Annotated in this window: 20 protein-coding genes; 14 read left to right on the top strand and 6 right to left on the bottom strand. The window is 72.7% G+C overall.

Going from position 1 to position 20,792, the window contains the following annotated elements; all coding sequences use genetic code 11:
* The first annotated feature begins 1 nt into the window (after nt 1).
* The 3 genes from AC3RJ8_RS06760 (at nt 2) to AC3RJ8_RS06750 (ending at nt 4,671) form a co-directional block, all read left to right on the top strand.
* Complete coding sequence (locus AC3RJ8_RS06760; RefSeq protein ID WP_489715144.1) at nt 2-1,024, top strand: LacI family DNA-binding transcriptional regulator; 1,023 nt, start codon at nt 2-4, stop codon at nt 1,022-1,024.
* A gap of 145 nt (nt 1,025-1,169) precedes the next feature.
* Nucleotides 1,170-2,915 carry a glycoside hydrolase family 13 protein gene (locus AC3RJ8_RS06755; RefSeq protein WP_489715143.1) on the top strand — a complete coding sequence of 582 codons (1,746 nt, stop codon included), beginning with the start codon at nt 1,170-1,172 and terminating at the stop codon, nt 2,913-2,915.
* 184 nt (nt 2,916-3,099) lie between these two features.
* On the top strand, nt 3,100-4,671 hold the full coding sequence (locus AC3RJ8_RS06750) for a serine/threonine-protein kinase (RefSeq protein WP_489715142.1): 1,572 nt from the start codon (nt 3,100-3,102) through the stop codon (nt 4,669-4,671).
* Nucleotides 4,672-4,724: 53 nt separating this feature from the next.
* Here AC3RJ8_RS06750 and dusB read toward each other — a convergent pair whose 3' ends face one another.
* From dusB to AC3RJ8_RS06735, 3 genes are all read right to left on the bottom strand, one after another.
* Complete coding sequence (dusB, locus tag AC3RJ8_RS06745) at nt 4,725-5,978, bottom strand: tRNA dihydrouridine synthase DusB (RefSeq protein ID WP_489715141.1); 1,254 nt, start codon at nt 5,976-5,978, stop codon at nt 4,725-4,727.
* 31 nt (nt 5,979-6,009) lie between these two features.
* A complete protein-coding gene (locus AC3RJ8_RS06740; RefSeq protein WP_489715140.1) occupies nt 6,010-7,467 on the bottom strand; it encodes an alanine/glycine:cation symporter family protein in 1,458 nt (485 codons plus the stop codon).
* Between the two features lie 76 nt (nt 7,468-7,543).
* Nucleotides 7,544-8,407 (bottom strand): helix-turn-helix domain-containing protein, encoded by an 864-nt coding sequence (locus tag AC3RJ8_RS06735; protein ID WP_489715139.1) that lies wholly within the window; start codon nt 8,405-8,407, stop codon nt 7,544-7,546.
* Nucleotides 8,408-8,517: 110 nt separating this feature from the next.
* Between AC3RJ8_RS06735 and AC3RJ8_RS06730 the strand changes: the two genes are divergently transcribed.
* Nucleotides 8,518-9,267 (top strand): SDR family NAD(P)-dependent oxidoreductase, encoded by a 750-nt coding sequence (locus tag AC3RJ8_RS06730; RefSeq protein ID WP_489715138.1) that lies wholly within the window; start codon nt 8,518-8,520, stop codon nt 9,265-9,267.
* Between the two features lie 132 nt (nt 9,268-9,399).
* On the top strand, nt 9,400-9,549 hold the full coding sequence (locus AC3RJ8_RS06725; protein WP_407317391.1) for a hypothetical protein: 150 nt from the start codon (nt 9,400-9,402) through the stop codon (nt 9,547-9,549).
* Between the two features lie 87 nt (nt 9,550-9,636).
* On the opposite strand, the gene AC3RJ8_RS06720 is transcribed toward AC3RJ8_RS06725, so the two are convergent.
* Complete coding sequence (locus tag AC3RJ8_RS06720) at nt 9,637-11,025, bottom strand: glycine--tRNA ligase (RefSeq protein ID WP_489715137.1); 1,389 nt, start codon at nt 11,023-11,025, stop codon at nt 9,637-9,639.
* 245 nt (nt 11,026-11,270) lie between these two features.
* Between AC3RJ8_RS06720 and AC3RJ8_RS06715 the strand changes: the two genes are divergently transcribed.
* The 9 genes from AC3RJ8_RS06715 (at nt 11,271) to AC3RJ8_RS06675 (ending at nt 19,136) form a co-directional block, all read left to right on the top strand.
* Nucleotides 11,271-12,266, top strand: a complete 996-nt coding sequence (locus tag AC3RJ8_RS06715) for a metal ABC transporter solute-binding protein, Zn/Mn family (protein ID WP_489715136.1) — start codon at nt 11,271-11,273, stop codon at nt 12,264-12,266.
* Nucleotides 12,263-13,066: a metal ABC transporter ATP-binding protein gene (locus AC3RJ8_RS06710; RefSeq protein WP_489715135.1), complete on the top strand. Its 804-nt coding sequence runs from the start codon at nt 12,263-12,265 to the stop codon at nt 13,064-13,066. The genes AC3RJ8_RS06715 and AC3RJ8_RS06710 overlap by 4 nt, the downstream gene beginning before the upstream one ends.
* Nucleotides 13,067-13,080: 14 nt before the next feature.
* Nucleotides 13,081-13,992, top strand: a complete 912-nt coding sequence (locus AC3RJ8_RS06705; RefSeq protein ID WP_489715596.1) for a metal ABC transporter permease — start codon at nt 13,081-13,083, stop codon at nt 13,990-13,992.
* On the top strand, nt 13,989-14,408 hold the full coding sequence (locus AC3RJ8_RS06700) for a Fur family transcriptional regulator (RefSeq protein ID WP_489715134.1): 420 nt from the start codon (nt 13,989-13,991) through the stop codon (nt 14,406-14,408). Before AC3RJ8_RS06705 ends, AC3RJ8_RS06700 begins: the two co-directional genes overlap by 4 nt.
* A 33-nt stretch (nt 14,409-14,441) precedes the next feature.
* Nucleotides 14,442-14,996: a DedA family protein gene (locus tag AC3RJ8_RS06695; RefSeq protein ID WP_489715133.1), complete on the top strand. Its 555-nt coding sequence runs from the start codon at nt 14,442-14,444 to the stop codon at nt 14,994-14,996.
* 3 nt (nt 14,997-14,999) lie between these two features.
* Nucleotides 15,000-16,037, top strand: a complete 1,038-nt coding sequence (locus AC3RJ8_RS06690; protein ID WP_489715132.1) for a FecCD family ABC transporter permease — start codon at nt 15,000-15,002, stop codon at nt 16,035-16,037.
* Nucleotide 16,038: 1 nt separating this feature from the next.
* Nucleotides 16,039-17,067 carry a FecCD family ABC transporter permease gene (locus AC3RJ8_RS06685; RefSeq protein WP_489715131.1) on the top strand — a complete coding sequence of 343 codons (1,029 nt, stop codon included), beginning with the start codon at nt 16,039-16,041 and terminating at the stop codon, nt 17,065-17,067.
* A complete protein-coding gene (locus AC3RJ8_RS06680; protein WP_489715130.1) occupies nt 17,064-17,957 on the top strand; it encodes an ABC transporter ATP-binding protein in 894 nt (297 codons plus the stop codon). Before AC3RJ8_RS06685 ends, AC3RJ8_RS06680 begins: the two co-directional genes overlap by 4 nt.
* Before the next feature lie 120 nt (nt 17,958-18,077).
* Entirely contained in the window at nt 18,078-19,136 is a 1,059-nt protein-coding gene (locus AC3RJ8_RS06675) for an iron-siderophore ABC transporter substrate-binding protein (protein ID WP_489715129.1), read from the top strand.
* 76 nt (nt 19,137-19,212) lie between these two features.
* Here AC3RJ8_RS06675 and AC3RJ8_RS06670 read toward each other — a convergent pair whose 3' ends face one another.
* Together AC3RJ8_RS06670 and recO are read right to left on the bottom strand one after the other, a co-directional pair.
* Nucleotides 19,213-20,004, bottom strand: a complete 792-nt coding sequence (locus tag AC3RJ8_RS06670) for an isoprenyl transferase (RefSeq protein WP_489715128.1) — start codon at nt 20,002-20,004, stop codon at nt 19,213-19,215.
* Nucleotides 20,004-20,738 (bottom strand): DNA repair protein RecO, encoded by a 735-nt coding sequence (recO, locus tag AC3RJ8_RS06665; protein ID WP_489715127.1) that lies wholly within the window; start codon nt 20,736-20,738, stop codon nt 20,004-20,006. Before recO ends, AC3RJ8_RS06670 begins: the two co-directional genes overlap by 1 nt.
* Between the last annotated feature and the right edge of the window lie 54 nt (nt 20,739-20,792).

The raw sequence follows: 20,792 nt of genomic DNA, 5'->3' as shown, positions 1-20,792 counted from the left end.
CGTGCGCACCCGACTGAGCGACCTGGCCGAGCAGGCCGGGGTCTCCACCGCCACGGTCTCGCGCGTGCTCAACGGCAAGCCGGGGGTCGCCAGCTCGACCCGACAGTCCGTCCTGGCCGCTCTCGACGTCCTCGGCTACGAACGACCGACCGCGCTGCGCGCACGCTCGGCCGGGCTCGTGGGGCTGGTCGTGCCGGAGCTCACCAACCCGGTCTTCCCCGCGTTCGCCCAGGCCGTCGAGTCGATCCTCGCCCAGCACGGCTACACGCCGCTGCTGTGCACGCAGGCCCCCGGGGGCACCACCGAGGACGAGTACGTCTCGACGCTGGTCGACCACTCCGTCGACGGCATCGTCTTCATCTCCGGGCTGCACGCCGACACGCGGGCGGACCACACGCGCTACGAGCTGCTGCGAGGTCAGGGCATCCCCATCGTGCTCGTCAACGGGTACGCCCCCGGGATCGACGCACCATTCGTCTCTCCCGACGACGTCGCGAGCGTCGACGTCGCCGTCCAGCACCTCGTCACGCTCGGTCACCGCAGCATCGGTCTGGCCATCGGTCCCGAACGGTACGTGCCCGCGCAGCGCAAGCTGGGCGCCTTCACCGCGGCGCTGGTGCGACACGGCCTCGCGGCCGACGAGGCGGAGGCCCGCCGGCACGTGACGAGCACGCTCTACACCCTGGAGGGCGGGCAGGCCGCCGGTGGTGAGCTGTTCGCGTCCGGGCACACCGCCGTCGTGTGCGGCTCGGACCTCATGGCCCTGGGCGTGGTGCGCGCGGCGCGCGCCCGCGGCCTGCGGGTCCCCGAGGACGTCTCGGTCGTCGGGTACGACGACGCCCCGCTCATCGCCTTCACCGAGCCGCCGCTGACCACGGTCCGCCAGCCGGTCGAGGCCATGGCGCACGCGGCGGTCAGCGCGCTGCTCACCGAGATCGGCGGGGACCAGGCTCCGCGCACCGAGCTGCTGTTCGCCCCGGAGCTGGTCGTGCGCGGCTCCACCGGCGTCGCACCGCGCACCTGAGTCACCGCTTGCACCGGTCCGGCGGCCCGAGCAGGCTGGTCGTCGGGTACGACACGCCCGACAGGCGTCGCGGCCCGCGTTGAAAACCTTGCAGCAAGGCATACACTCGACCGCCGTACCCACCCGCCGACTCATCGAGGACCCCATGGCCACCACCGAGCCGACCACCGCGACGTCCACGTCGCTCACCACCGACGGCACCGTGCACGTCGGGTCCGACACCGCCCGCGAGTGGTGGCGCGACGCCGTGATCTACCAGGTCTACCCGCGGTCCTTCGCCGACGCCGACGGCGACGGCATCGGCGACATCCCGGGCATCACGGCGCGGCTCGACCACCTGCGGACCCTGGGCATCGACGCCGTCTGGCTCTCGCCGTTCTACCGCTCCCCGCAGAAGGACGCGGGCTACGACGTCGCCGACTACCGCGACGTCGACCCGCTGTTCGGCACGCTCGACGACTTCGACGCGATGCTCGCCGGCGCCCACGAGCGCGGCATGCGCGTCATCGTGGACCTGGTGCCGAACCACACCTCCGACCAGCACGTCTGGTTCCAGCAGGCGCTGGCCGCCGCTCCCGGCTCGCCGGAGCGCGCGCGATACATCTTCCGCGACGGCCGCGGCCCCGCCGGCGAGCAGCCGCCGAACAACTGGCAGTCGATCTTCGGCGGCGCCGCCTGGACCCGCGTCCCGGACGGCCAGTGGTACCTGCACCTGTTCGACTCCTCCCAGCCCGACCTCGACTGGAACCACCCCGAGGTGCGCACGGAGTTCGAGGACGTGCTGCGCTTCTGGCTCGACCGTGGGGTCGACGGGTTCCGCGTGGACGTCGCGCACGGCATGGTCAAGGCCGAGGGCCTGCCCGACTGGCACGGTCACGTCTCGATGGTCGACGGCGGCAGCAGCGACGACCAGCCCACCGACCCCGGCGCCCCCGAGGACGGGTCCACCGGCGCCGGCAACCAGGGCCCTATGTTCGACCAGGAGGGCGTGCACGAGATCTACCGCTCGTGGCACCAGGTCCTCGCCGGGTACGACGGCGACCGCTGCCTGGTCGCGGAGGCCTGGGTGGAGCCGCTGTCCCGGCTGGCCCGGTACGTGCGCCCCGACGAGATGCACCAGGCGTTCAACTTCTCGTTCCTGACCACCGCGTGGGACGCGGCCGCGCTGCGTCGGGTGATCACGGCGTCGTACCGCGCGAACGACGAGGTCGGCGCGCCCACGACCTGGGTGCTGTCCAACCACGACGTCGTGCGGCACGCCACCCGGCTGGGACTGCCCGACCCGGGCGTCCGGCCCAACGGCGTCTTCCCCGGCGACCCGCAGCCCGACGAGGAGCTCGGCCTGCGCCGTGCGCGCGCCGCGTCGCTCCTCATGCTGGGGCTGCCCGGCTCCGCGTACCTGTACCAGGGCGAGGAGCTCGGTCTGCCCGAGCACACGACGATGCCCGACGAGGTGCGCCAGGACCCCGGTCACTTCCGCACGCACGGCGCCGAGGCGGGCCGGGACGGCTGCCGCGTCCCCCTGCCGTGGCACGCGGACGCCCCCGGCTACGGGTTCGGACCGACCGGCGCCACCTGGCTCCCCCAGCCCGAGTCCTACCGCCGCTACGCCGCGGACACCCAGTACGGCGTGGACGGCTCCACGTTCGAGCTGTACCGGGCGGCCCTGACCACCCGCCGCGCCGAAGGCCTCGGGCACGGGGGGCTCCGCTGGCTCGACGCCTGGGCCGACTCCCCCGACGTCGTCGCCTTCGCCAACCGGGGGGTCGCCGTCGTCGCCAACCTCTCCTCGACGGCCGTCGACCTGCCCGACGCCGAGATCCTGCTGGCCTCCGGACCGCTCGAGGACGGCGTGCTCCCGGCGGACACCACCGTCTGGCTGCGGGGCTGAGGCGAAGCGGCCGGGTCGCCGTCCACCGGCGCCGACCCGGCCGCTTCGTCACCTCCGGATGACGGTGCGGAGCGGGTGAGTCGGTAGCCTCCTGGTGTCACACCCGTGTCCGACCACTCCGACCGGGGGCCTGTTGCCCGTGAGCAGTCCAGGTGAAGCGCTGCCGCGCGGCGTCACACCGCTCGTGCCTACCGACCCGCGCTCCCTCGGTGCCCTGCGGGTCGTGGGCAGGATCGGTCGCGGCGGCATGGGACTGGTCTACCTCGGTGAGACCCGGGCAGGAGCGCGGGTAGCGATCAAGGTGGTCCGCCCGGAGTACGCCCAGGACCCCGAGTTCCGGACCCGCTTCCGCCGGGAGGCCGCCGCCGCGCAACGGGTGCGCAGCCGCTTCACGGCGGCGCTCGTCGACGCGGACCTCGACGGCCCGGCGCCCTGGCTCGCCACCGAGTACGTTTCCGGCCCCACCCTCGCCGCGCGCGTGGCCGACGGCGGGCCGCTCGCCGAGCCGGAGGTGCGGCTGCTCGTGGCACACCTCGCCGGAGCGCTCCACGACGTCCACCGGGCCGACCTCGTCCACCGCGACCTCAAGCCGGCGAACGTGCTGCTCGGACCCGACGGTCCACGCCTCATCGACATGGGGATCGCACGCGCTGCCGACTCGACGTCCCTGACGATGACCGGGATGCAGCTCGGCACGCCGGTCTTCATGGCACCCGAGCAGGCGAAGGTCGACGAGCCCACCGCCGCCACCGACATCTGGGCGCTCGGCGGGGTGGCCTTCTTCGCGGCGACCGGGCAGCGCCCCTTCGGCGAGGGCCGTCCCGACATCATGTACTACCGGGTCGTGCACGAGGAGCCACGCCTCGACGACTGCCCACCGTTCCTGCGCCCCTTCGTCGAGGCCTGTCTCGCCAAGGACCCGGCGGACCGCCCCACCGTCGCCGAGGTGCTCGCCGCCCAGCCGGGACTGCCCGGGCCACACCCTCACCTCTCGGCGCCACCCGTCGCGGAGGTCCCGTTCCTCGCCGACCCGCAGCCGGTCGACGACTCCCCCGCCGACGACACCCAGGTGCCGGGGGCCGCCGGTCCGGCCGCCGTGGCGGAGCCGGCGGCGGCCCCGAGCCACACCGCCCCGCCCCGCCGGCGCACGGGCATGGTCGTCGCGGCGGTCGCCGCCCCGGTCGTCGTCGTGGGCGGCGGTGTCGCGCTCGCGACGGGCTGGCCGCTCACCGGGAGCACGCCGTCGGCGCCCGCGACGACGACACCGACCGCCTCGCCGAGCACGTCACCCAGCACGTCATCGGTGGACGCGCAGTCGCCGGTGCCGCCGACGCTCGACCCCTGCCTCGTGGGCCGCTGGGAGCAGACCACCATGACCGACACCTGGGACCTGCTCGGCGAGGACGTCGAGGTCACCGGGTGGGACGGCCGCGTGCTCGAGATCGCCGAGGACGGCAGCGAGGTCGTCACCTACGACGACGCCGACCCGGTGACCGGCGCGATGAGCGTGGGCACGATCACGGACACCTGGAGCGGGACGTCCACGGACAGGCTCGTCACGGACGACGGCACGCTGGAGTTCACCGCGACCGACCACTCCGAGGTGACCGTGGACCGGGAGGTGGCGGGGTTCACCGAGACGTACGAGCCGCCGTCGGCCGCCGGCGACACGGTCACCTACACGTGCGACGGCGAGACGATGGTCCAGCGCGAGCCCGACGGGGCCTACGAGGCGACATTCACCCGCCTCGACTGACCCGCCCCGCCCGGATCCCGTCCAGGGGCCGGGCCGCAATCCGCCCGGTGCGCTCATCCCCCCGAGACGCTGAGCTCGGCCTCGCGCAGCTTCGCCTCGAACTCGGCGTCGAGCTCGCGCGAGTCCAGCCAGCCGTAGGGCAGGTGCGGCTTCTTGGGCGAGCCGGCGCGCCCCCGCGGCCCTTCGGCGTCGACCCCGGGGTAGCCGAGCGTGAGGTCGAGCGCGTCGAGGTGCGCGCGCAGCTCCTCGAGAGAGGACACCATGGCGAGCGCACGGCGGGTCTCGCCCCCGACGGCGTAGCCCTTGAGGTACCAGGCCATGTGCTTGCGCAGGTCCCGCATGCCCTTGGACTCGTCGCCGTCGTAGTAGGAGATCATCAGCTCGCCGTGGCGGTAGATCGTCTCGGCGACCTCGCGCAGGCCGGGGCGCACCCGCTGGTCGGAGCCGTTGAAGGCGGCGGCCAGGTCGGCGAACAGCCACGGGCGGCCCTGGCAGCCCCGGCCGACGACGACGCCGTCGGCGCCGGTCTCGCGAACCATCCGCAGCGCGTCCTCGGCGGCCCAGATGTCGCCGTTGCCGAGCACCGGGACCGTGGTCACCGCTTCCTTGAGACGAGCGATGGCAGACCAGTCGGCCGTGCCGGAGTAGTGCTCGGCCGCGGTGCGGGCGTGCAGCGCGACGGCGGCCACCCCGAGGGACTCGGCGGTGCGGCCGGCGTCGAGGTAGGTCAGGTGGTCGTCGTCGATGCCCTTGCGCATCTTGACGGTCACCGGGATGCCGTACGGCTCGGCGGCGTCGACGGCGGCGCGCACGATGTCGGTGAAGAGCTGCTTCTTCCAGGGCAGCGCCGAGCCACCACCCTTGCGGGTGACTTTGGGCACCGGGCAGCCGAAGTTGAGGTCGACGTGGTCCGCGCGGTCCTCGCTGGCGATGATCTTCACCGCCGCGCCGACGGTGGCCGGGTCGACGCCGTAGACCTGCGCCGAGCGCGGCGTCTCGTCCTCGCCGAAGGTGACGATGCGCAGCGCCTCCGGGTTCCGTTCGACCAGCGCACGGCTCGTGACCATCTCCGCGACGTAGAGCCCCGGGTCGAACCCCGTGGAGCGGCCTGCCTCGCGGCACAGCGTGCGGAAGGCGCGGTTGGTGACGCCGGCCATCGGCGCGAGCACGACGGGTGTGCCGACGGTGATCGGCCCGATCTGCAGCGCGGGCAGCACCTGCGTGCCCGACGACGGAGCCCCGGTCGTGGAGGTGGGCTGCGGCGTCGTCGTGCTGACGGGTTCGAGCGTGGAAGTCACATCCGCCATTGTCGCAAACCTGCCGGGGCGGTGGCGGGGGCTACGCCTGCACGACCGGCGTGACACCGGTCACCGCGCGTTCGTCCTCCCAGCACTCGATCCCCGCGACACCGGGCAGCCGGTCCCGGGTGAAGACGGGGTCACGGCCGCCGCGACGCTGCTGCAGGTAGTCCGCCAGCAGCTTCCACACGATCCCGGACAGCAGCGCGATCGCGACGAGGTTGACCAGTGCCATGAGCCCCATGATGCCGTCGGCTGTGTTCCAGACCAGGTTCGACGAGGCGACCGAGCCGCCGAGGACCGCCAGCACCACGAGGGCGCGGTACCCCTGCAGCACAGGGCGGGACCCCGTGATGAACTCGATGTTGGACTCGCCGTAGTAGTAGTTGCCGAGGATCGAGCTGAAGGCGAGCAGGAAGATGATGACCGTCAGCAGCCCGTTCGCCCAGGTGCCGAGGCCGGCCACGAACGCCTCCTGCGTCAGGGTGATCCCCGGGGCGGCGTTCGCCAGGTCCGGGCCGGTGACCAGGATGATGAACGCCGTCACCGAGCAGACGACGAACGTGTCGAAGTAGACGCCGAGCGACTGGACCAGCCCCTGCTTGACCGGATGGGTCACCGCCGCCGTCGCGCCGGCGTTCGGTGCGGATCCGAGGCCCGCCTCGTTGGAGAACATGCCGCGCTTGACGCCCTGCATGATGACCGTGCCGAGCGTGGCGCCGAGCACCTCGTTGAACCCGAACGCATCGGTGAAGATCATGGCGACGACGTCGGGGATCCGCTCGGCGTTCATCGCGACGACCACCAGCCCCGCGAGCAGGTAGACGAGCGCCATCGTCGGCACCACGGCCTGCGTGACGTGCGCGATGCGCCGGACGCCACCGAAGATCACCATGCCCGTGAGAGCGGCCAGCACGATGCCGACGCCCCAGGCGAGTGCGCCACCACCCTCGACCCCGACGGTGGAGGCCACCGTGGCGGTGATCGTGTTGGCCTGCAGCGACGAGAAGGCGAACGGGAAGCAGAGGATGAGGATGACGGCGAACAGGACGCCCATCCACCGTGCCTTGAGCCCGCGCTGCATGTAGTAGGCCGGACCGCCGCGGAACCCGTCCGCGTCGCGCGTCTTGAAGAGCTGGGCCAGGGACGACTCGACGAACGCCGAGGCACCACCCACGAACGCCATGAGCCACATCCAGAAGACCGCTCCGGCGCCGCCCACCGCGATCGCCGTGCCGACGCCCGCGATGTTGCCGACCCCGACGCGCGAGGCCGCGGAGACGGTGAACGCACCGAACGCCGAGACCGACTGCGCCCGGCCGTTCTCGTCCTTCGGCGCCGGGTCCGTCAGGGTGCGGAACATCTCGGGCAGCAGGCGGACCTGCACCACCCCGCTGCGCACCGTGAAGTAGATGCCGAGCACCGCCACGACGGGCAGCACGATCCAGGTCCAGAGGACGTCGCCGCCGGCGAGGATCCAGTCGTTGAGCAGGTCCATCCGGACAGTCTGCGGTCCCGAGAAGCGCCTGACGAATCGAGCCACCGGAGCGGCCGCGGGGCGCCAGGCCGCGTCGTCAGCCGACGACCGTACCGAGCTCGGTGGGTCCGACCACCTGGAGGAAGGAGAGCGCCTCGGCCTCCGCCGTTCCGGGCGCCGCCGAGTAGACGATCACCGACTGGTCGCCGTCCGGATACACGAGCGTGTCGCAGTCCAGGGTCAACGGACCGAGCGCCGGGTGCACGATGGTCTTCCGGTGGCTGCGCCAGTGTCCCGTCGCGCCCGACTCCCACAGACGTGCGAACTCCTCGCTGCTGGCCCGGAGCTCGTCGACCAGCTCGCGCACCCGGACGTCGCGCGGATACTTGGCCAGCGTCGACCGCAGGCTCGCCACCGCCTGCACGTCGGTGACCGCTCGCTCCTCGTCCGTCATGGCGACGGCGCTCAGGCGCACCTGTGCCTGCGTACCGAGGAACCGGATCCGCACGATGTTCCGTTCGCGCGCCGGCAACCGGGACCAGTCGCCGAAGAGCGCCGACGCTGCTGCGTTCCAGGCGAGGATGTCGCCCTTGGCGCTGATGACCAGCGCCGGCTGCTCAGCGAGCCGGTCGATGATGCGCCGGACGCTCGACCGCACGGACAGGTCGACGACGTCGGCCGGCAGTGGCGCGCTGCCCGCCAGGTGGAAGAGCAGCTCCTGCTCGTCGGCGTCGAGCCGCAGCGCGCGGGCCAGGGCGATCAGCACCTGGGTGGACGGGTGACTGCCCCGACCCTGCTCGAGCCGCACGACGTAGTCCGCGCTGACGCCCGCCAGCTGGGCGACCTCCTCCCGGCGCAGGCCGGGCGTCCGCCGGCGGGCGCCCGGTGGCAGCCCCACGTCGGCGGGTGCGAGGCGCTCGCGCGAGCGGCGCAGCAGCGTGCCGAGCTCGATGCGGTCCATGACCCCAGCATGGCGTACGGAGAGCCGGGACGTCGGGCTCAGCCAGGTACGGGCGCTCCCAGGCTGGACCCTCCCTGGTGCGGCGGGCGTGGACCGGCGACGGTGCTGGCATGGACACCGAGAACACCTCCGCACCCCACCCCACCCCCACGGGCGCCGCCACCGTCGCCCTCGTCACCGGCGCCACCCGCGGCATCGGCCGTGAGACCGCACGCCGCCTCGCCGCGCTCGGCTGGACCGTCTGGCTGGGCGCACGCGACCTCGCCGTCGGGCGGACGGTCGCGGCCGAGCTGGGCGGCGACGTCCGCGCGCTCAGCCTGGACGTCACGCGCGACGACTCCGTCACCGACGCCGCCGCCGCGGTGGCCGCCGAGAGCGGCCGACTGGACGTCCTGGTGAACAACGCCGGTATCAGCGGTGAGCTCGTCGCGCCGCCCGAGACGCTGCCCGCACACTTCCTCGACGTCTTCGGCGTCAACGTGCTCGGCCCCGTGCGGACCACGCACACGTTCCTGCCACTGCTTAGCGCCGCGGAGCAACCCCGCGTCGTCATGGTGTCGAGCGGCCTGGGCTCGTTCGCCCGCACAACCGAGCCCGACACGGTGGAGTCTCAGTTCGCCTCGATCACCTACCCGTCGTCGAAGGCCGCCCTGAACATGGTCACCAGCCAGTACGCCCGGAGCCTTCCCGGGATCCAGGTCAACGCCGTGGACCCCGGCTACACCGCGACCGACCTCAACGGCCACCAGGGGGTCCAGACGGTCGAGGAGGGCGCCCGCAGCGTCGTCCGAGCGGCGACTCTCACGGCCGACGGACCGACCGGGCAGTTCCTCGACGCGCTCGGCACGGTCCCGTGGTGACGCCTGGTCGATCGACGTCCGCCTGAGTCGTCCCACCGGCTCGGCAGCTCCCGACGTGCCAGCACGGCGAGGCTGTGACATGTTCGGAACATGTCGCGACAAAACCTGTCGTGACGGACGAAGGAGGTCGACATGCCCCTCTGGCTGATTCTGATCTTGATCGGCGTGGTGCTGGTCGTTCTCGGCATCGCGACCGAGATCGGGCAGTTCCTGCTCTGGATCGGTGTCGTTGTCCTGGTCGTCAGCCTGGTGCTGGCGCTCATGAGGCGCGCCAAGACCTGACCGTCGCTACGACGTGCTCCCGCTCGCGGGAGCAGAACGGGGGGCCGCCCGCCTGGGCGGTCCCCCGTTCGTGCGTCCGGCTCGGGCTCAGACGCCGGGCATCCGCTGGGCGAGATAGCCCGCGACCTGGTCCAGCGCCACGCGCTCCTGCGCCATGGTGTCGCGGTCACGGATCGTGACGGCCTGGTCCTCGAGGGTGTCGAAGTCGACCGTCACGCAGTACGGCGTGCCGATCTCGTCCTGACGGCGGTACCGCTTGCCGATCGCCTGGGTGACGTCGTGGTCCACGTTCCAGTGCTGGCGCAGCTCGGCGGCGAGCTTGTCCGCGGTGGGCAGCAGGTCGGCGCTCTTGGACAGCGGCAGCACCGCGGCCTTGACCGGTGCGATGCGCTTGTCGAGGCGCAGCACGGTGCGCTTGTCGACGCCGCCCTTGGTGTTGGGCGCCTCGTCCTCGGCGTAGGCCTCGATGAGGAACGCCATGAGCGACCGCGTCAGGCCCGCGGCCGGCTCGATGACGTACGGGAAGTACTTCTCGTTCGTCACGGGGTCTCGGTACATCAGGTCCTTGCCCGAGTGCTTCGCGTGCGTGCTGAGGTCGAAATCGGTGCGGTTCGCGATGCCCTCGAGCTCGCCCCACTCGCTGCCGGTGAACCCGAAGCGGTACTCGATGTCCACGGTGCGGGTCGAGTAGTGCGAAAGCTTGTCCTCGGGGTGCTCGTACAGGCGCAGGTTCTCCGGGTCGATGCCCAGGTCGGTGTACCAGGCCATCCGGTTGTCGATCCAGTACTGGTGCCACTCGGCGTCCGTGCCCGGCTCGACGAAGAACTCCATCTCCATCTGCTCGAACTCGCGGGTGCGGAAGATGAAGTTGCCCGGCGTGATCTCGTTGCGGAACGACTTGCCGATCTGCGCGATGCCGAACGGCGGCTTCTGGCGGGACGCAGCGGCCACGTTGGCGAAGTTCACGAAGATGCCCTGTGCCGTCTCCGGGCGCAGGTAGTGGCGGCCGGACTCGTCCTCGACCGGGCCGAGGTACGTCGAGAGCATCATGTTGAAGTCGCGCGGCTCGGTCCACTCGCCGCGGGTGCCGCAGTTCGGGCAGGCGATCTCGGCGAGGCCGCCCTCGGGCGCACGGCCCTTGCGCTCGGTGAACTCCTCGATCATCTGGTCCTCGCGGAACCGCTTGTGACAGCTCAGGCACTCGGTCAGCGGGTCGGTGAACGCGCCGAGGTGGCCCGAGGCCTTCCACACGGGCGTGGGCAGGATGACGGACGAGTCCAGGCCGACGACGTCGGGCCGGCGCGTCATCGCCTTCCACCACTGCCGCTTGATGTTGTCCTTGAGCTCCACGCCCAAGGGGCCGTAGTCCCACGCGGAGCGGGTCCCGCCGTAGATCTCGCCGGACTGGAAGACGAACCCCCGGCGCTTGGCGAGGGAGACGACGGCGTCGAGCTGGGCGGTCGCGGATGCAGCCACGGATCACTCCTGAGGTCGACCCCGCAGGTGGCTCCTGCGGGGCGGGTGTGCACGGTAGGACGGCGCTCGCAAAGACGGCGACGCCGGTCTGCCAGCCTACCGGGCGGTGCGAACGTGCTCAGGGCCGCTCCCCGCGGGGGCGCCGCCACCCCCGCGGGGCCTGATGCTCCGCGCCCGGGTAGCGTGACGAACGCCCCACCCCACCGCTTTGACTTCGCTCCCTCCCAAGGCTGAGAATCGTTCTCATGACTCGCCGTGCCCCGCTCGCGCTCGCCACCGCCCTGCCCCTGACGCTCGCCCTCGCGGCGTGCTCCACCGCCGACGGCGGACCGGGTGGCGACAGCGACGACGGCGTGCAGGTGCTCGCGTCCTTCTACCCGTTGCAGTACGTGGCCGAGCAGGTGGGCGGCGACCTGGTGAGCGTCGACAACCTCACTCCCCCGGCCGCCGAGCCGCACGACCTCGAGCTCGCCCCCTCCCAGGTGCGCGAGGTGGGCGACGCCGACCTGGTCGTCTTCCAGTCGGGCTTCCAGCCGGCCGTCGACGAGGCCGTCGAGGCCCGTGCCCCCGAGCACGTGGTCGACGCCGCCGAGCTCGTCACGCTGGAGGAGAACCCCGGGTCTGCCGAGCACGCCGACGAGCACGAGGGCGAGACCGCCGAGGAGCACGCCGAGCACGCGGACGAGGAGTCCGGCGACGCGCACGACCACGGCAACCTCGACCCCCACCTCTGGCTCGACCCCACGCGGCTGATCCCCGTCGCCGACGAGGTCGCCGCCCAGCTCGGCGCCGCTGACCCCGACAACGCGGACACCTACACGACGAACGCCGCGGAGCTCGCGGCCACCCTGGAGGACCTCGACACGGAGTACGCGGCCTCGCTGGAGCCGTGTCAGGGCGAGACCCTCGTGACCAGCCACGCCGCGTTCGGCTACCTCGCCGAGCGGTACGGGCTGAACCAGATCGGCATCTCCGCCCTCGACCCGGAGGCCGAGCCGTCCCCGGCCCGGTTGCGCGAGATCGGCGACGTCGTCGTCGACAACGACGTCCAGACCATCTTCACCGAGACGCTGACCAGCCCGAAGGTCGCCGAGACCCTCGCCGACGACCTCGGCGTGACCACCGCCGTCCTCGACCCGCTGGAGGGACTGTCCACCGACGCCGCGGAGTCCGGGGCGGACTACATTTCTGTCATGGACACCAACCTCGCCGCGATCACCGAAGGACTGGGCTGCGCGTGACCACCCCCGTCATCGACGCCCAGGACGTGCACGTCCACCTGGGCGCCAGCCACGTGCTGCGCGGCGTCGACCTGCGTGTCGAGACGGGCGAGGTCGTCGCCCTGCTCGGCGCCAACGGGTCGGGCAAGTCCACCCTCGTGCGGACCGTCGTCGGCGTCCTGACGCCGTCGCGCGGCCAGGTCAGCCTGCTCGGCCACCCGCTCGGCAACGGGGTGCCCTGGCAGCGCGTCGGCTACGTCCCCCAGCGGGTCAGCGCCGCCGCGGGCGTCCCGTCGACCGCCGCCGAGGTCGTCGCCTCCGGCCTGCTGCACGGCCGCCGTCTCGTCCTGCCCCGCGGCTGGCGGGCGCGGGCCCGCGCGGCGCTCGACCAGGTCGGGCTCGCTGACCGGGCCGACGACGCCACCAGCCATCTCTCCGGCGGCCAGCAGCAGCGCGTCCTCATCGCCCGGGCCCTGGTCCGCGAGCCCGAGGTGCTGGTCCTCGACGAGCCCGTCGCCGGCGTCGACCGCCCGAGCCAGGAGGCCTTCGCCGCGACGATGACGCGACTCGTCCGCAGCGGCCTGACGGTGCTGGTGGTCGTCCACGAGCTCGGCGAGCTCGCCGACCTCGTCACCCGCGCCGTGGTGCTGCGGCACGGCAAGGTCGTCCACGACGGCGCGCCACCCCGTCCGCACGGCGGGCACGACGCCGCGGGCCACGAGCACGTCCATCCACACACCTCGGAGCTGCCCGTGCAGACCACGGAGGTCGGCCTCGCCGACGGCCCTCTCGGCACCGGATCGACTGAGGTGACCTCGTGAGCGAGATCGGCCTCATGCTCACCGACCCCCTGATGCAGCGGGCCCTGGTCGCGGCGCTGCTCGTGGGCGTCAGCGCCCCGGTGGTCGGCACCTACCTCGTCCAGCGCCGCCTCGCCCTGCTGGGCGACGGCATCGGACACGTCGCCCTGACCGGGGTGGCGCTCGGCTGGCTCATCGGTGCGGGCATGGGACTCGTCCCGAACGACGTGCTGGCCGTCCCCGGTGCCGTCGTGGCCGCCGTCGTCGGCTCGGTCCTCATCGAGGTCGTCCGACGTCGCGGTCGCACCTCGGGCGACCTCGCCCTGGCGATCATGTTCTACGGGGGCATCGCCGGCGGCGTGCTCATCATCGGCATCGCCGGCGGCTCGTCGGGCAACCTGATGGCCTATCTGTTCGGGTCGATCTCGACGGTGACCAGCACCGACCTGGTCCTCACCGTGGTGCTGTCCGCGCTGATCCTCGTGGTGGGCATCGGGCTGCGTCCCGCGCTGTTCTCCGTGAGCCTCGACGAGGAGTTCGCGATCTCCTCCGGGCTCCCGGTCTGGGCGCTCAACATGGCGGTGGCCGTGCTCGCCGCGCTGACCGTGACCGTCGCCATGCGCGTCGTCGGACTCCTGCTCGTCTCGGCGCTGATGATCGTCCCGGTGGCCATCGGGCAGCTCGTCACCCACTCGTTCCGCCGTACCATGGCCGTCGGATCAGTCATCGGGGTCGTCGTCTGCGTCGTCGGGCTCAGCATCACCTACTGGTACCCGGTCTCCCCGGGGTCCCTCATCGTGGTCCTCGCCATCGCGGTGTACGCGGTCGTGGCAGGCTTGCACCCGCTGCTGGCCCGCCGTCGGCCGGCACGAGACCCCCACCCCGACATCCCCGACGACGTCGAGGTCGCGACGACCACCACCGAGTCAGGAGAGTGCGAGAGATGACCCAGCAGCTGCGCATGACCAAGCAGCGTGCCGCCGTCGCCGACGCGCTGGACACCACCGACGAGTTCCGCAGCGCACAGCAGCTCCACGAGCTGCTGCGCGACCGCGGCGACGCCGTCGGGCTCGCCACGGTTTACCGGACGTTGCAGTCCCTCGCTGCCGGTGGCGAGGTCGACGTGCTGCGCACCGACGACGGCGAGGCGCTGTACCGACGGTGCGCCCGGACCGAGCACCACCACCACCTGGTGTGCCGCTCGTGCGGCACCGCTGTCGAGATCGACGGCCCGACGGTCGAGGCGTGGGCAGCTCGTGTCGCTTCCGCGCAAGGCTTCTCCGACATCGAGCACACCGTGGAGCTGTGGGGCACCTGCGCGGACTGCCGTGCCGCCCGTGGGGACGCCACCTCCCAGGGTTAGGCCAGGCATACCTCAGCAGGGCATGATGGGCGCATGACGCTCGCCACCACCGTGCCCGCCGCTGCGCTCGCGACCGCAGCTGCCGGCGACGACGGCCGGCACGGCGTGTTCACGCTCGAGGGCTTCCCGTACTGGGCGGTCTACGTCGCGGCGTTCTGCATCGTCATGGCCCGGGCCCAGGCGACGTACTGGCTCGGCCGTGGCGTCGCGCGCGGGATGGGTGGCACCCGGGTGGCGCTCCTGCTCACCTCGCCCCGCGCGGTCCAGGTGATCGACCGGATCCACCGGTGGGGACCGCCTGCCGTCACCGTGTCCTTCCTCACCGTCGGGGTGCAAACCGTCGTCAACCTCGCCGCCGGCTACCTGCGGATGCCGTTCGGCCGCTACCTCGTCGCGCTGTTCTTCGGCTGCCTGATCTGGGCGGCGGTGTGGACCACGGTCGGCACCGCCGTGGTCTACGCGGCGATCCTGCTGTTCCTGCTGCACCCCGCCGCGCTCGCAGCGGCCGGCGCGCTCGCCGTCGGCGGCGTGGTGTGGCTGCTGGCCCGCCGGCGGGCGGGAGCACCCCGGGGACTGTGGAAGACTTAGGCAATGCTTACCTCGCCTCAGGTCACGTCCTCGGACGCGGCCCGTCAGGTGGCACACCGGACCCGACGGCGGATCGCCGCCTGCGTCGTCGCCCTCGCCGCACTCGCACTCGTCGTCGTCGCGAGCCTCGTGCTCGGGGTACGTGACGTCTCGCCGGCCGTCGTGTGGGAGGCCCTGACCGCGCCGGTCGCCGGGAACGTCGACCACCAGGTGGTCGCGGGCCAGCGCGTGCCGCGGGCCCTCGTCGGGATCTGCGCCGGGCTCGCCCTCGGCGTCGCCGGAGCCGTCATCCAGGGTGTCACCCGCAACCCGATCGCGGATCCCGGCCTGCTCGGTCTCAACTCCGGGGCGTCGCTCGCCGTCGTCTGCGCCGTCTGGCTCCTCGGACTGTCCGCACCGTCGCAGTTCGTGTGGTTCGCGTTCCTCGGCGCCGCCGCCGCCGCGGCGCTCGTGTTCTCCATCGGGGCGGGGCAGCCGGTCAAGCTCGCGCTGGTCGGGGCGACGGTCACCGCGCTCATCACCCCGCTCATCACGCTCGTGCTGCTGCGCGACCAGCAGGCCTTCAACCTCTACCGGTTCTGGGCCGTGGGCTCGCTCACCGGCCGCGGCCTCGAGACGCTCGTCGTCGTGCTGCCGTTCATCGCCGTCGGCGCCGTCGTGGCCGCCGGGCTGGCGCACCGGCTCAACATGCTCGCCCTCGGCGACGACGTCGCCCGCGGCCTCGGCCAGCAGGTCGGCGTGACCCGCGCGCTGGCCGGCCTGGCCATCGTGCTCCTGGCCGGCGCCGCCACCGCGCTGGCCGGGCCCATCGCGCTGGTCGGGCTCGCGGTCCCGCACGCCGCCCGCCGCCTGGTCGGCACGGACTACCGCTGGGTCCTGGCGCTGTCCGCGCTCCTCGGGCCCGTGATGTTGCTGGGGGCCGACGTGATCGGCCGGCTCGTCCTGCCCGGCTCCGAGCTGGAGGCCGGGGTCGTGGCGGCGGCGATCGGCGCGCCCGTCCTGGTCGCGGTCGCCCGCGGCAAGAAGGTCGCGGGGGTGTGAGATGACGTCCGCGACACCGGTCACCGCCCTCCGGTCCCGCCGTACCCGCCGCCTCGCCGTCGTGCTCGGCTCGCTGGCCGTCCTCGTCGTCGTCCTCGCGACCCTGGGCCTCACGCTCGGAGCCGCCTCGCTGCCCCCGGGACGGGCGGTCCTGGCACTGTTCGGCATCGGCGACGACGGCGACCTGTTCGTCGTCCAACGCCTGCGGCTGCCCCGGATCGCCACGGCGCTGCTCGCGGGCGCCGCCTTCGGGCTGGCCGGCGCCCTCTTCCAGTCGACGCTGCGCAACCCGCTGGCCAGCCCGGACATCCTCGGCATCGCCAGCGGCGCCTCCGTCGGCGCCGTGACCGTCATCCTCGGGCTCGGCCTGTCGGGCTGGGCGGTCTCGGTCGGGGCGTTCGTCGGTGCCGCGACCATCGCCGTGCTGATCTGGTTCTTCGCCTGGCGCCAGGGCCTGCACTCCATCCGGTTCGTCCTCGTCGGCGTCGGCTTCGCCTACCTCGCGGCCTCGTTCCTCGCCTGGATGCTCGCGACCGCCGACCAGCGCGACGCCGCCACCGCCCTGGTCTGGACCGTCGGCAGCGTCGCGGACGTGCGCGGCCCGGAGCTGGCGGTGCTCGCCGTCGGGCTGGCCGTGCTCGCCGTGGCCGTGGCCGCCGTCGCGCGCTGGCAGGGGCCGTTGGCCCTCGGCGACGACCACGCCCGGGGCCTCGGCGTCGCGACGGACGCCGCCCGGGTCACCACGCTCCTCGTCGCCGTCGCGCTCGTCGCGCTGGCGACGGCGACGGTGGGCCCCCTCGCGTTCGTCGCGCTCGTCGCGCCGGCGATCGCCCGCCGGCTGATCGACGACGGCGGACCGGCGCTGCCCGTCTCCGTCGCCACGGGTGCCACGCTGGTGCTGGCCGCCGACATCGTGGCCCAGCACGGCCTGCTCGGCGTGGCCGCCCCGACCGGCATCGTCACCGGCTTGGTCGGAGCCCCCTACCTGCTGTGGCTGCTCGCCACCCACGAGAAGAGGACCCGCGCATGATCGACACCCGCGCCACCCGCTCGTCGTGCACCGAGGGGTCCGCCGGCACCGCGGGCGCCGGAGACCTCACCGCGCACGGCGTGGCGATCGGCTACGACGGCCGCCCGGTCATCGAGGGGCTGGACCTCACCCTGCCCGCAGGCCGGGTCACCGCCGTCGTCGGGCCGAACGCCTGCGGCAAGTCCACGCTGCTGCGCGGGCTCGCCCGCCTCCACCCGCTCACCGCGGGTCGGATCACGCTCGGCGACCAGGACGTGACGGGCCTGGCGCGCAAGGAGCTCGCCCGGCTGGTGGGAGTGCTTCCCCAGTCGTCCGTCGCGCCGGACGGGGTGCGGGTGGCGGAGCTGGTCGGTCGCGGCCGCTACCCCCACCAGGGCTGGTTCGGGCGGCACAGCAGCGACGACGACGACGTGGTCATGCGCTCGCTCGAGGCCACCGGGGTTGCCGACCTCGCCGACCGACCCGTGGCGGAGCTGTCAGGCGGGCAACGCCAACGGGTCTGGATCGCGATGGTGCTCGCCCAGCAGACGGACGTCGTGCTGCTGGACGAACCGACCACGTTCCTCGACGTCACGCACCAGGTCGAGCTGCTCGACCTGCTGCACGACCTCAACCGGGATCGCGGCACCACCGTCGTCATGGTCCTGCACGAGCTCAACCTCGCCGCCCGGTACGCGGACCACCTGGTGGTCATGTCGGCGGGCCGGGTCGTGGCCCAGGGGGCACCCGGCGACGTCCTGGACGAGGCCACCGTCCTGGAGGCCTTCGGGCTCGACGCCCGGGTGGTGCCCGACCCGGTGTCGGGGACCCCGATGATCGTGCCGGTCGGTCGTCACCACCGGGCCGACGGGACCCCGGCACCGGACGGCTCGGCGGAGCCGCGTGAGTGACCTCACATCACGGATTGCTCACGAGGTGGGACGAAGGGTTTCACGTCGTGACTTGGTGAGGTTAGCCTTTCCTCAACAGCCGTACCTCGCGACCCGTCGCGAGCACACCAAGGAGTACCCGTGCGCCCTCGCCGTTCCCTGACCACCGCCGTCGGCCTCGTCGCCGTCGGCACGCTCGCCCTGGCGGCCTGCTCGTCCGAGACCGACCCGGAGTCCGGTGGCGGCGAGCAGACCGCGGCCGCGGAAGGTGACGGCGGGGCCACCGACGAGTTCCCGATCACCATCACGCACGCGCTCGGCGAGACGGTCGTCGAGTCCGCACCGGAGCGCGTGGCCACCTGGGGCTGGGGCTCCACCGAGGCCGCCCTCGCCGTCGGCATCGAGCCGGTCGGTGTGGCCGAGCAGGTCTTCACCGTCGGCGAGCAGGCGCTGCTTCCGTGGGTCGAGGAGGAGTACGACGCCCGCGGCGTCGAGCACCCCGTCATCTTCACCGACGCCGAGGGCGGCGCCAGCGTCCCCTACGAGGAGTTCGTCGAGGCCGACCCGGACCTCATCCTCGCGCCCTACTCGGGCCTGACGCAGGAGCAGTACGACGTGCTCTCGGACATCGCCCCCGTCGTGGCCTACCCGGAGTCGCCCTGGGTCACCCCCTGGGACGACATCATCACCCTCACCGCGGAGGCGCTCGGCCGTTCCGAGGCCGGCGAGCAGGTCCTGGCGGACATCGACACCTACCTCGCCGACCTGGCCGCCGAGCACCCCGAGGCGGAGGGCAAGACCTTCGCGGCGATCGTCGACTCGCCGTCCGAGGGCCTGGCGTACGTTTACACCCCGGCCGACCCGCGCGTGGCCATCCTGGAGAACCTCGGTATCGTGTCCGCCCCTTCCGTGGCCGAGCTCGACACCTCCGACGGCGGGTTCTTCTACACGCTGTCCTACGAGGAGCTCGACAAGCTCGACTCCGACTTCCTCATCGCGTACACCTACACCGAGGAGGAGGCCGAGACGTTCGGCGAGAGCGACGAGCTGCAGGCGATCCCCGCCGTCGCCGCGGGCGACGTCGTCAAGGTCGTCGGCAACGTCGCCGTGTCGTCGGTGTCGCCGCCCACCGCGCTCTCGTACGACTGGGCCGACGGCGTCCCCGCCATCGTCGACCAGCTCGCGGAGATCTACGGCTGACCCACCCCGCCGAGTGCCGAACAGGAGGTTGGGCCCGCATTCCCGAGGGAAAGCGGGCCCAACCTCCTGTTCGGCACTACGAGGTCGCGACGTCGACGGCGCCGCCGTAGCGGCGGTCGCGACGGGCGTACTCCTCCACCGCGCGCCACAGGTGCCGGCGGTCGACGTCGGGCCACGGTTCGGGCAGGAACACCAGCTCGGCGTACGCCGCCTGCCAGATCATGAAGTTGCTCGTGCGCTGCTCGCCCGAGGACCGCAGGAACAGGTCGACGTCCGGCAGGTCCGGTTCGTCGAGATAGCGCTGCACGGTCTTCTCGGTCACCCGCGCCGGGTTGACCTTCCCCGCCGCCGCGTCGCGGGCGATCGCCGCCGCGGCGTCCGCGATCTCCGCCCGCCCGCCGTAGTTGACGCACATCGTCAGCGTGCACCGGTCGTTGTCCTTGGTCATCTCCTCCGCGACCTGCAGCTCCTTGATGACCGAGCCCCACAGCCTGGGCCGCCGCCCGGCCCACCGGATCCGCACGCCCCACGACGACATCTCGTCCCGCCGCCGCCGGATGACGTCCCGGTTGAAGTTCATCAGGAAGCGCACCTCGTCGGGCGACCGTTTCCAGTTCTCGGTGCTGAACGCGTACGCCGAGATGTGCTTGACGCCGATCTGCACCGCGCCCGCGACGACGTCGAGCAGCGACTTCTCCCCCTCCTTGTGCCCCTCGACCCGCGGCAGACCGCGCGCGTTCGCCCAGCGTCCGTTGCCGTCCATCACCACGGCGACGTGGTTCGGCACGAACTCGGCGGGGATCGCCGGCGGCGTGGCGCCGGAAGGGTGCGGGTACGGCTCGGCGTACGACTGCGGGGCGCGGGGCATCAGGCCTCTCTCTCGATCATGCGCAGCGAGCGCAGGGTGCGCTCGAGGTAGAACTGCGAGTACGCGGCCACCAGCCCGGCCGCCTCGGAACGGTGCCGTGGATCCGCGGCGTCGGCGACGTCCCAGTCGCCGCCCAGCAGCGCGGCCAGGAGCACGAACGTCTCCGGCGCCGGCGCCGGAGATCCCGGCGGACGGCAACGGGTGCACACCGCGCCACCCTGGGCGACGGCGAAGGCATGGTGCGGCCCGGGCTCGCCGCACCGGGCACAGTCGGAGAACGACGGCGCCCAGCCCGCCACCGACAGCGCCCGCAACAGGTACGAGTCCAGCACGAGCCCCGGGGCGTGGGCACGGGTCGCGAGCGCCCGCAGGGCGCCGGCGAGGAGCCAGTACTGCTGGACCGCGGGCTCGTGCTCGGCGGCCACGAGCCGGTCGGCGGCCTCCAGCATCGCGGCACCGGCCGTGTACAGCCCGTAGTCCGCGCTGAGAGGGCTCGCGTAGGCCCCGATCGTCTCCACCTGGGTGACCGAGTCGAGGTTGCGCCCTGTGTGGAGCTGGACGTCCACGGCCATGAACGGTTCGAGGCGCGCCCCGAACCGCGACGACGTCCGGCGCACCCCCCGGCCGACGGCCCGGACCTTGCCGTGCTCACGCGTCAGGAACGTGATGATGCGGTCGGCCTCGCCCAGCTTGTGGGTGCGCAGCACGATCGCGTCGTCTCGGTACAGGGGCACGGTCCCATTGTCCCAGGTGCGGCGGACACGACGGTCGGGACGACGACGCCGCGC

The sequence above is a fragment of the Isoptericola sp. MSGPD8_1_ISO-PGPR-S23-394 genome (genome assembly GCF_058072785.1).
This window is presented reverse-complemented; position numbering and strand designations above follow the sequence as displayed.

Coding starts and splice junctions, on each gene's coding strand:
- AC3RJ8_RS06755 (WP_489715143.1), top strand. CDS start 1,170: ATGGCCACCACCGAGCCGACCACCGCGACGTCCACGTCGCTCACCACC.
- dusB (WP_489715141.1), bottom strand. CDS start 5,978: ATGGCGGATGTGACTTCCACGCTCGAACCCGTCAGCACGACGACGCCG.
- AC3RJ8_RS06740 (WP_489715140.1), bottom strand. CDS start 7,467: ATGGACCTGCTCAACGACTGGATCCTCGCCGGCGGCGACGTCCTCTGG.
- AC3RJ8_RS06735 (WP_489715139.1), bottom strand. CDS start 8,407: ATGGACCGCATCGAGCTCGGCACGCTGCTGCGCCGCTCGCGCGAGCGC.
- AC3RJ8_RS06730 (WP_489715138.1), top strand. CDS start 8,518: ATGGACACCGAGAACACCTCCGCACCCCACCCCACCCCCACGGGCGCC.
- AC3RJ8_RS06725 (WP_407317391.1), top strand. CDS start 9,400: ATGCCCCTCTGGCTGATTCTGATCTTGATCGGCGTGGTGCTGGTCGTT.
- AC3RJ8_RS06715 (WP_489715136.1), top strand. CDS start 11,271: ATGACTCGCCGTGCCCCGCTCGCGCTCGCCACCGCCCTGCCCCTGACG.
- AC3RJ8_RS06705 (WP_489715596.1), top strand. CDS start 13,081: ATGCTCACCGACCCCCTGATGCAGCGGGCCCTGGTCGCGGCGCTGCTC.
- AC3RJ8_RS06700 (WP_489715134.1), top strand. CDS start 13,989: ATGACCCAGCAGCTGCGCATGACCAAGCAGCGTGCCGCCGTCGCCGAC.
- AC3RJ8_RS06695 (WP_489715133.1), top strand. CDS start 14,442: ATGACGCTCGCCACCACCGTGCCCGCCGCTGCGCTCGCGACCGCAGCT.
- AC3RJ8_RS06690 (WP_489715132.1), top strand. CDS start 15,000: ATGCTTACCTCGCCTCAGGTCACGTCCTCGGACGCGGCCCGTCAGGTG.
- AC3RJ8_RS06685 (WP_489715131.1), top strand. CDS start 16,039: ATGACGTCCGCGACACCGGTCACCGCCCTCCGGTCCCGCCGTACCCGC.
- AC3RJ8_RS06680 (WP_489715130.1), top strand. CDS start 17,064: ATGATCGACACCCGCGCCACCCGCTCGTCGTGCACCGAGGGGTCCGCC.
- AC3RJ8_RS06670 (WP_489715128.1), bottom strand. CDS start 20,004: ATGCCCCGCGCCCCGCAGTCGTACGCCGAGCCGTACCCGCACCCTTCC.